We start from the raw sequence: 9,876 nt of genomic DNA on the forward strand, positions 1-9,876 counted from the left end.
AGCGGATAAGGTGTTACCAGGAGGCTTAGTAGGTGAGGATTATAAAACCACTCCTGCTGACGTTCCGGGCTATACACTGACGGAGCAACCGACGAATGCGTCTGGTAAATATAGCACAGATTCCGTAACGGTGACTTACATTTATGCTAAGAATGAAGTGAAACCACCCGTGGCGCCACCCGTTAAACAGACGACGGTGACGGTTCATCACCAAACGGCAGACGGGAAGGCGGTTGCGCCTGATGTTGTGCAATCCGGGAAAGTGGGGACAGCGTACGTCACCCACGCGGCCGATCCAGCAGGCTACAAGCTGGAGACGATTCTAGGGAATGCCACTGGGACATTTGGTGAGAAAGATATTGAGATCACTTACATCTACGAGCCAGTGGAAACGGGCAGTGGCGAGACGCCGGGACCAGACAACCCAGGTGATGGGAGTAACGGTGGTGGCGAAACGCCAGCCCCCGGAAATCCTGGCGATGGCAATACTGGTGGCAGTGAGAAGCCAAATCCAGGCAATCCCGGTGGCGGTGAAACACCGAACCCTGGCACCCCAGGTGGTGGGAACAATGGTGGTCAGACTCCAAGCCCTAGTATCCCGGACACTGGCAACAATGGGAACGGCAATGAAATTCCGGGTACGAGTCAGCCGGATACTGGTACTGGGACCGACAATCCCGGCCAGACTCCGGGAGGCAATATTCCTACTCCGGCTCCCGATATGAGTACTGGAGGGGCTGGGGATAGTGCCGATTTAGCCACGCCACCTAGCAAACCAGGTGTAGCGCCGACACCAATTGTTTCCGCTGGGTCGCCGGCCACAATAAATGTTGCGTCGCCAAACCGGCCAACGTCGACGATCTCGCAGCCGCAGTCGGCCGTAATGCTCCCCCAAACGGGCGAAAAGCCAACGCAATCATCCGTCTGGGGATTTATCTGTCTTTCAGTCACCTGGGGCGTCCTCGGCCTGCTAGGGGTCAAACGGAAGATGCGGTAAGGTAGTTTTTCGAGGATTCCACAACACTCGCCAGCTATGGTAACCCCAAAAAATTATAAGTGTACGAAAAAACCACCGACCCCAAATCAGGGTTGGTGGTTTTTACAATCTAAAGTTTTAAATTACTTATTTAAACGGTAGATCCATTCGCGGTGGTCGCGTTGAATAAGTTCTTCAGCGGCGGCTGGTCCCATTGAATGTGGCGTGTAGTTAGGGAATTGTGGTTCTTGTAAGTCCCAAACGCGACGGATTTGGTCAACGAACTTCCAAGCGTAGGAAACTTCTGGCCAGCTAGAGAAGTTGGTCCCGTCACCCTTCAAGACGTCATGTAACAGACGTTCGTAAGGTTCTGGGGTTTCCTTAGACTTTTCAGCATCGACCAAGTAGTCCAACTTGATTGGTTCCGTTGAGAAGCCAGCGTCGTTGGTCTTGGCGTTCAATTGCAGAGAGAACCCTGCGTGTGGTTCAACGAAGATGGTCAAAACGTTGGCAGCCAGTGGCGTGTTTTGAGATTGTGGGAAGGCAAAGATATCAACCAGTGGACGCTTGAAGACGACGTCAACTCGGGTGAACTTGTCAGCCAGCATCTTCCCAGTCCGCACGTAGAATGGGGTGCCTGACCAGCGGTAGTTGTCGAATAACAACTTGCCGGCAACGAACGTTTCAGTCGTGGAGTCTTCTGGAACGTTGTCTTCGTGACGGTAATCGGGTTGGTCGTTGATCGAACCGTATTGGCCACGAACGAAGTTAGTTGCGGCGTCGGCCACGTTGTAAACACGTAAGCTCCGTAAGGCCTTGACCTTTTCAGCCCGGATGTCAGTATCCGTGAAGGCAACGGGTTGTTCCATCGCCAACAGGGAAACGATTTGCATGATATGGTTTTGGACCATGTCACGTAAGGCACCACTATTGTCGTAGTAGGAAGCCCGTTCTTCAACCCCTAATTTTTCGGAAAGGGTCACTTGGATGTTGTCGATGTACCGGTTGTTCCAGAGGGATTCGACCAGCGTGTTCCCAAAGCGTAAGGCTTCAATGTTTTGGATCATTTCCTTACCTAAGTAGTGGTCGATCCGGAAGATTTGTTCTTCTTCGAAGGACTTGCTTAAGGCGTCGTTTAATTGTTTAGCGGAGTCGTAGTCACGGCCAAATGGCTTTTCAATGACTAAGCGGTTGAAGGCGTCCTTGTTCGTGGACATCAAGCCTTGACTCTTCAGGTCTTGGGCGATTGTGCCGAAGAATTGTGGGGCCATAGATAGGTAGAAGATCCGGTTACCTTCCAGCTTGTACTTCTTGTCCAGCTTGTCAGCGGCTTCCTTCAAGACGGAGTAGTGCGCCGTGTTGGTTACGTCGTGTGCTTGGTAGTAGAAATGAGATGAGAAGTCCATTGCTTCCTTTGAGTCGGCGCGGTTACCGCTGTCGGCCAAAGACTTACGAACGGCTTCACGGAATTTGTCGTCGTCCATTGCTTGACGAGAAGTCCCGATAACTGCGAAATGGGACCGCAAGTTACCTTTCTTATAAAGGTTGAAAAGACTTGGGTAGAGTTTCCGGTAAGCCAAGTCACCAGTACCACCGAAGAACAAGAATAAAGCTTTACGTTCAGTTGCCACGAGATCGTCACTCCTTAAAGTTTAAGTACCTTAGTTATATGCGTTGTGTCTACAAAAAAATGAGAATCCAACGATGCAATCCGGTTATCCAAAGATGGGGGCAACCATCCTGGGTCCGCGAGTGTCTAGCAAGTATGTCTAGACCACTTCGAAAGTTATTATACGCTACTTCTCCATGAAACGCGACCTTTTTAAAGCAAGAATTTAAATTTAGGACAACCGGTTGCAATACTGTGAAACCAACGTTTTCAGTCAAAACGTGTTTTCATGAAAGCATTTATATTTTCGTGTGATGGTCATGGAAACGCCTTTCTTAGTGCCCAAAACTGAAATCGCTATCACGGACAGTCTACCAAAAATCGGCTCGAAAGTAACGTTAGAGGAATCGGTCTAGGCAAATTTGTTTAGGGTTTTAAGAAATGGAGGACTGATTTGGAATGGTCGCACTCCGACTGCCAGGGATTCCGCCTGCCATGGGGAACGCCTCCAGCCTGAGGTTCGGGCTTCCAGCTCGCCTCAAAGCCACGAAGAACACGTGTCTCCGAGGACGTCCCACGATGTAAGCCGGGAAAGTACCCCGGCTTACATCGTCGACACGGCTGGCTACATCCCTGGCCGCCTCCGGCTCTGATGGAGCTTGGCCATAACTAAGAAACCAATTCTGCTCGTACTTTCTGTTAGTCCCCAAACGGACAATTTGCCATGACCAAAAGCCCCACCGATTATCTCTCTCAGTGGGGCTTTTTAAATTGAAATGAGTAACTCAATCATCAGTAGTAGAAAAAGTAACGACTAGTCACCAAACGTTGGCTTTATTCAGGAAGCCATTCTCTACCGCCGCTTAAACAACGCCAGACCCAAGCCACTCAACAGGGCCAGACAAGCAGCGCCCAATGCTGCGAGAAAACTCTGGGAATTCTCATCGGTCTGTGGCAGGGTAGCTTGTTGTTGCTGAGCTTGGTCATGGTTCAGAGAACCGGTCGTCGTTGGCATCACGGTTGCGGTCGAACCGGCACCCGCGCCGCCAGTCTGAACGTTGTTGCCGTTGCCCGGTTTATCTGGCGTGACCAAGTCACCGTCACCGCCGTGAATCACGACATCACCGGGGTCGCCAGGTTCTCCTGGTGTCCCAGGGTTGCCGGGATCGGGATTGCCGGGGTCAGGTGTTCCTGGTACTTCTGGGTTACCCGGATCTGGCGTTTCCGGTGTTTCGGGGTCTGGGCCGCCAGGTGGGGTCACCGTTGGCGGTGTTTTCTTAAAGACTAACGTGAGTGTCTGTGGGTCCTGCTGATAAGTCCCAGTCAGGTCGTCACTCTTGTCGGCCACGAAGGTGTAGCCGTCGCGCGTGGTCAGGTCGGTCACGTCAAAGGCATCGCCAATCAATTTGCCATCGCGGTCCACGGTCGCCAATTCTTGGCCGTCGGTCGTCATGAGCTTCACGGTCAATTGGGGATGTTCCAGCCAGTTGACCTGCCGGTAGATCCGGACGTCGTATTGGAGTTCAATGTTGTTCGGGTAGATCACGTTGACGTATTTCTCGGCTGGTCCACCAGCGAAAATGAAGCCGTATGGGCCGTAAGTGATCCAGTTGTTGGCGGGGTCATTGTCGTAAATGAATGGTGTGTCGATCTGTAATTTGCCATCGCCGAGATTAGTGATGGGCGCGTAGGTGCCTTCATCATTAGCGTTAAAGGAGTAGGGCGCGTTGAAGATCAGCGGCTCGCCTAAGAAACCGATGGATTCGGTCGCGCTGAAAATAGCGGGCTGACCAATGACGATGTTAATGGGATCAGTGTTGTCGTAGTATTGCCCGATGGCCGTGATCCAGGCGTCCTTGGTCGTAATGCCGCTGAGGGGCGTGAAATCCGTCAGACAGTTGTTGGTCAGCGTGAGGTGGTTAAAGCCGTACGCGCCGTGGCCGTTATTAGCAACGGTGGTCAGCCACGGTCCCAGTAAAGCTAACTGGCGGTTCGTCATGCCGTTCTTGTTCTTCATGTAGAGGCTACCCGACAGGCTGACCGAGTCAATGATGGTCGGGTCGATCTGCATGAGCGTCTGGAGAGCCGTGTCGGACATGGCCCCGAAGTAGTTGGATGAGACTTCGAACTGCTTGAAACGCAAGTTAACTAATGGCGAAAAGTCTAAATTGGCCGCAACCTGTTTGTCGTCCGCAATCGTCACGTAGAAGGTGATCAGCTTATTCTGCGGTAGATATTTCAGCGCGTCCAGGCCTTCAAAACTGGTGATGGTCTTGCCGTTGACGACCTTGATACTTAGCGGCACCTGGCCGTCAAAGCCGTTGGTCCCGTAGCGGCGAATAACGCCGTAGGTCAATGGGGTGTCGCCCTTTAAGGAGAAACCCTCGCGCACGGCCTGTTCCAGAGTGGCGTCGGCAATCATAACCAACTCGTCATCGGCGGGGTCGCTCTGGGGCGTGACCTCGGCGGCGGTCTTCGCTAAGCCCGTGGGCGCAGTTGTTGTGGACCGAACTGTGGTGGTCGTGCCGTCTTTAGGTGCGGCGGGGTTGACCGCGGGTTTCTCGGTCGTTTCTTGATTATCCGTGACCTTAGTCGGTGTTGTGTCAGGCTTCGTGGCGGTTGGTTCGGTCGTTTCGTCGTCTGTTACCGTTTTCATAGAATCGGTCGTTGACTCTGGCATCACTGAGTCCACAGCTGGTAACCCGGTTTCGTCAGTGGTCGTTGTCGGTGGGGTCGTCTCGTCGGTAGTTGAGTTAGCTGGTTCGTTAGCCGTTGCGTCTTCAGTAGGTTGAGCAGCCGGTGTCAGCGTCACACTGGACTGGTCAGCGAGTGCCACACCTTTTTGATTCTGGGTGGTTTCTGCTGGAGTTGGTGTGTCGTTGGCTTGGGCGGTGACTTCACCGCTAGCGAGCAGTCCCCCCGCGATGAGTGCTAGGACTAGGGGTGCCCGGGTCAGGTTGTGGGACATCATGAACGCCTCCTTTGGTTGGTAGGTCAGATTTCTCTCTATATAGACATTATATCCTCTAAACTAACTTAAAGCTGAGTTTATGTCCCGCAAAAAATGGGGTCCATGACGTTTTGGTGATTGGCTGCACCGGCAGTCACTGGAAAATGAGATAGGCCAGTGCTTACGATAGGTCTGGATAAATGAGAAAATAATGATAAAATGAGAAAGAGAACGAAAAGAGGAAAATAGATGACGACAGATTGGAAAGCAAAAACGATTACGACCGTGACGACTGGCGATGAACTGGCGGCTGATTTACGCCAACTGGGTTTGGTCCCCACGGATTCGTGTTTGGTCCATACAAGATTAAGCGCGTTTGGCTTCATTCCGGGTGGGGAACAGACGGTAGTTAGTACACTCCAAAGCGTTTTGAACCAAGGCAACATCGCCATGCCGGCCCAGTCGGCGGACTATTCGGACCCGAAGGAATGGCTTTACCCGCCGGTTGAAAAATCACTCCAATCCAAGGTGATTGCCGGGCTACCGGGGTATGATCCCCGGACCACGCCAATTCACTACATTGGACTGACGCCGGAGTATTTCCGCAATCAGCCGGGCGTTCATCGTAGCGGCCACCCGACCTGCTCGCTAACAGCATGGGGGAAGGACGCCGAGACCATTTGTGAGACGACGACTTACGACCTGCCATTTGGCGTGAATAGCCCGCTCCAGAAACTTTACGACTTGGACGCCAAGGTCGTGTGTCTGGGCACGGATTTTGAGACCTGCACGGCCATTCACTTGGCGGAGTCGCAGCTGGACCGGCCACGTTTCCAAGAGTCGGCGCCGGTGTTGGTCGATGGCCAGACGAAGTGGGTCGACTATGCGGCCGTTGAGCTGGAGCCCTATGACGACTTCAACGAGATGGGAGCCAAGTTCGTGGCGGCTAACAGAAGCGCCGTGCACGATCTGACGTTGGCCAATGGCACGCTGCTGCGGACCTTCTCACTTCGCGCCATCGTGGACTTTGCGTTGGATTATTACCGGCAAAAGGATGCGGAAACGGGGACGTTTGTTGGGAAATAGGTTAGCTTGAAGTTGGCCGTATCGTTTTTAGATAGGTCGGCCGTATATGATGTGGAAATTGCAACAGTGACAAAAGGACTCAGAACGCGAAGTATCATGCGTTCTGAGTCCTTTGTAGTTTAAATATACTTGTGATGAGATTGATAGAGCACGGTCTGCAAGCATTTTTGCGGAAAGAATCAGTCTGAGCCGGAGGAGGACAGGGATGCAGCCAGCCGTGGAGGTGGTGTTAGCTGGCGCTTCATCAGCCAGCTTACAGCACGGGCGACTTTGGAGACACGTGATTTTCGTGGCTTCAAAGCGAGCGAGAAGACTGGTGATTTTCCAGTCTGAAGCGTCCCCGCAGCAGGCGGGATCCCTGTCAGCCGGAGTGCGACCAGCTGACACTATTTCTAAACCAACTGTTCCTCCACATACTGCCGGTACAACGGGTGCGTCGCAATCAGGCTCTGGTGCGTGCCGGAACCGGTGACGGCGCCTTTTTCGATGAAGAAGATGGTGTTGGCGTTCTTGACCGTGGCGAGGCGGTGGGCAACGATGATGATGGTCTTGGTCTGCTGGAGACGTTCGATGGCGTCTTCAATCGACTGTTCCGATGCGCTGTCCAGGCTGGCCGTGGCTTCATCGAGGATGATGATCGGCGCTGGGCGAAGGAAGGCGCGGGCAATCATCAACCGCTGAATCTGCCCGCCAGAGAGGTTTTGGGCCTGTTCGGCGAGTTCCGTGTCCAATCCGGCTGGCAAATCGTTAACGAAATCCAGTGCCGCCGCGGATTGTAGTGCCCGTTTGATCGTGTCGTCGTCTGGCTTAGCCGTTAACCCGAAGACCAGGTTGTCGCGAATCGTGCCGAACAGCATCGACGTTTCCTGCGAGACGTAGGAGATGGATGCGCGCCACTGCGGCAAGGGGATGTCCTGCACGTTGCGGCCGGCGTAGGTGATGGTCCCGCTGTCCAAATGGTAGAAGCGCTCGATCAGACTAAGAATCGTGGACTTCCCGCCACCACTGGGGCCAACGAACGCGGTCGTCTTCTGCGGCGCAATCGTTAGGGACAGGTCGTTGATGGTCGGGCCGTCGCCGGTCTGGTAGCTAAAGTTCACGTGGTCAAAGGTGATGGCCGAAGAGGTGGTCGGTACGTCGTCACTGAGCGTGGTCGTCGCTTCACCGGGTTGGTCGAACAGTTCAGTCAGCGTTTGGGCGGCACCGTTAGCGGCTCTGAATTCGGTCAGCGTGGCTCCAACGCTAGCAATTGGCGTAAGAACCTGGAAAACGTAGATGAGAAATGAGGTCAGGGTCCCAATCGTGATTGTGCCCCGCGAGACCATCGCCCCGCCGACGATAAAGACGAAGAAAATCGTTCCCATGAGAATCGTGAATTCGATAGGGTCAATCAGGGCGTTGAGTAACGTAATACGGAGATTAGTTCGATACAGTTGGTGAATCCGTTTTTTCAGAATTTTAATCATTGCCGGTTCAGCATCAGAGGTCTTGATGAGGCGAATCTCGGCGATGCTTTGCTGTAAGTCGGCATTGTATTTACCCAGCTGATCTTGCGTCTGATGGTACAGGCCAGATTGGGTCTTAGAGATAGGTGCGATCACCAGGCCCATCAGGCCTAAGGCACCAATAATAATTATCGTTAAAAGCGGGCTAATGGTAAATAGAATCACCATTGACCCAATCGTCAGAAGCAGGCCGGAAACTAACGTGCTAACGTTGCTACTGATTAAGTCGTTAATTTTTTCGGTGTCGCTACTGACATGGCTAGCGACTTCGGCTGAGCGATGGCCATCAAAGAATGGAACTGGGAGCGTAATGATGTGGGCCGAAACGTTGCTTCGAAGTTGACTGACGATACGTTGACCAGCTATGCCTAAGACGTAGCCGCCACCCATGTTAAAGACGGTGGAGCCAATCAACATGGCGACGATCAAAAGAACGCCACGCATCGAAAAATGCGTCTTAAAACTGTCGACAAACGTCCGGACCTCCAAAGGTAAGATCAGTGAGAAAGCCACACCACCGATCGTTAGTAAAATACCACCAAAAAATAAGAGTTTAGGGAATTTTATTTGGCCAAATAAAGTCATGACGTTATTGCGTCGCTTTGCCTGGGTCATCAGCATCGTGCTCCTTCTGTGTTTCTAATAATTGTAGCACTTTATAAAAAAACTGCCATTAAGCTTTAATGTTTGTCCGTTGAATATTAAAACTATCACATTAACTTATCCGCAGAACCAATTGACCCGATTACCAATTGAAGGTTAAGACTAGTTTAAGGGTGTTAAAAAAAGCCTAAACTCTTGTTCGATTGTGTAACGATTCTGTAAAAAATCTGTTATACTACAAGTCGGTTTAAAAAATATGCCGGTGGGTAACTGCCGGTAGACTAAGGGGTCAGAATATAATGAAGAAATTTATGGTTGCTTTGACTGGGTTAGTCACGTTAGCCACTGTTGGCGCAACGGTCCCAGCTACTGCAGTTACCTCCGCAACAACGGCTCACGCGGCAACGAAGTCAACTTACGTTAGTCCAAGCCTGAACGTTAACGCCATTTACACGACGTCCACGACGATTTCAGGGAAGGCAACGAAGGGGTCTAAGATCACGGTCAAGGCCACGAAGAATGCTAAGAAGAACTTGGCAAGTGGCACGGCTTCTAAGACGACTGGGAAATACACAATCAAGTTGTCCAACAAGCTAAAGAAGAACGCTAACGTCTACGTGTACGCAACGAACGCGAAGACTAAGGCTTACTTCTACCGGATCATCCGTGTTCAAGCTGCTTCAACGAAGGCCGCAACGACCACGAAGAAGACCGCAGCTAAGAAGACGACGGTCAAGAAGTCTACGACCAAGAAGACGACTGCAACCAAGACTGCTACTAAGAAGAGCACGGCTGCTAACTTCTCCGTTAAGACGCCAACTGGGACTTGGGCTTCTAACACGGCCAACAAGTACTCCCAGAAGTTTGTCTTCAGTCAAAAGACTGGTTTTAACCAAACCCTTTACAAGAACGGCAAGAAGGTTAAGACTTTAGTTTCTTACGCAAAGTACAGCGTAGACGCTAAGACCCCTACTTTCTGGAAGATTACGTACACGCCTAAGGGTGCCAAGAAGGCCGAAACCTTCTACATGCGCTTTACTTCCGCCAAGAAGTTCAAGCTCGTTAACAGCAAGAACCAAGTGATCTCAACTAAGGCCGGCGTTGCGCCAGCTGCTAAGTGGACTTTCACTAAGGCTTAAGCATAAAA

At 51.9% G+C, this 9,876-nt stretch carries 6 protein-coding genes; 3 read left to right on the top strand and 3 right to left on the bottom strand.

Annotation, left to right across the window (positions count from 1 at the left end; genetic code table 11):
* The coding region (locus FC99_RS03710; protein ID WP_191982036.1) for a MucBP domain-containing protein at window positions 1-997 on the top strand (997 nt) is incomplete at its 5' end.
* 122 nt (window positions 998-1,119) lie between these two features.
* Here FC99_RS03710 and zwf read toward each other — a convergent pair.
* Together zwf and FC99_RS14345 are read right to left on the bottom strand one after the other, a co-directional pair.
* Window positions 1,120-2,607, bottom strand: a complete 1,488-nt coding sequence (zwf, locus tag FC99_RS03715; RefSeq protein WP_048733862.1) for a glucose-6-phosphate dehydrogenase — start codon at window positions 2,605-2,607, stop codon at window positions 1,120-1,122.
* 831 nt (window positions 2,608-3,438) lie between these two features.
* Window positions 3,439-5,553 carry a MucBP domain-containing protein gene (locus FC99_RS14345; protein ID WP_048733863.1) on the bottom strand — a complete coding sequence of 705 codons (2,115 nt, stop codon included), beginning with the start codon at window positions 5,551-5,553 and terminating at the stop codon, window positions 3,439-3,441.
* Window positions 5,554-5,784: 231 nt separating this feature from the next.
* On the opposite strand from FC99_RS14345, the gene FC99_RS03725 reads away from it, so the two are divergent.
* Window positions 5,785-6,621, top strand: coding sequence for an AAC(3) family N-acetyltransferase (locus tag FC99_RS03725; RefSeq protein ID WP_048733866.1), 837 nt, complete (start codon window positions 5,785-5,787; stop codon window positions 6,619-6,621).
* Between the two features lie 392 nt (window positions 6,622-7,013).
* On the opposite strand, the gene FC99_RS03730 is transcribed toward FC99_RS03725, so the two are convergent.
* Complete coding sequence (locus FC99_RS03730; RefSeq protein WP_162258574.1) at window positions 7,014-8,741, bottom strand: ABC transporter ATP-binding protein; 1,728 nt, start codon at window positions 8,739-8,741, stop codon at window positions 7,014-7,016.
* 287 nt (window positions 8,742-9,028) lie between these two features.
* Between FC99_RS03730 and FC99_RS03735 the strand changes: the two genes are divergently transcribed.
* Window positions 9,029-9,868, top strand: coding sequence for an Ig-like domain-containing protein (locus FC99_RS03735; protein ID WP_048733869.1), 840 nt, complete (start codon window positions 9,029-9,031; stop codon window positions 9,866-9,868).
* Window positions 9,869-9,876 lie beyond the last annotated feature (8 nt).

The sequence above is a fragment of the Levilactobacillus koreensis JCM 16448 genome, from assembly GCF_001435525.1.
In the GTDB taxonomy this organism is placed as follows: domain Bacteria; phylum Bacillota; class Bacilli; order Lactobacillales; family Lactobacillaceae; genus Levilactobacillus; species Levilactobacillus koreensis.

Excerpts from the sequence above, each read along its gene's own strand:
- FC99_RS14345 (WP_048733863.1), bottom strand. The coding sequence starts at position 5,553 with ATGTCCCACAACCTGACCCGGGCACCCCTAGTCCTAGCACTCATCGCG.
- FC99_RS03725 (WP_048733866.1), top strand. The coding sequence starts at position 5,785 with ATGACGACAGATTGGAAAGCAAAAACGATTACGACCGTGACGACTGGC.
- FC99_RS03730 (WP_162258574.1), bottom strand. The coding sequence starts at position 8,741 with ATGACCCAGGCAAAGCGACGCAATAACGTCATGACTTTATTTGGCCAA.
- FC99_RS03735 (WP_048733869.1), top strand. The coding sequence starts at position 9,029 with ATGAAGAAATTTATGGTTGCTTTGACTGGGTTAGTCACGTTAGCCACT.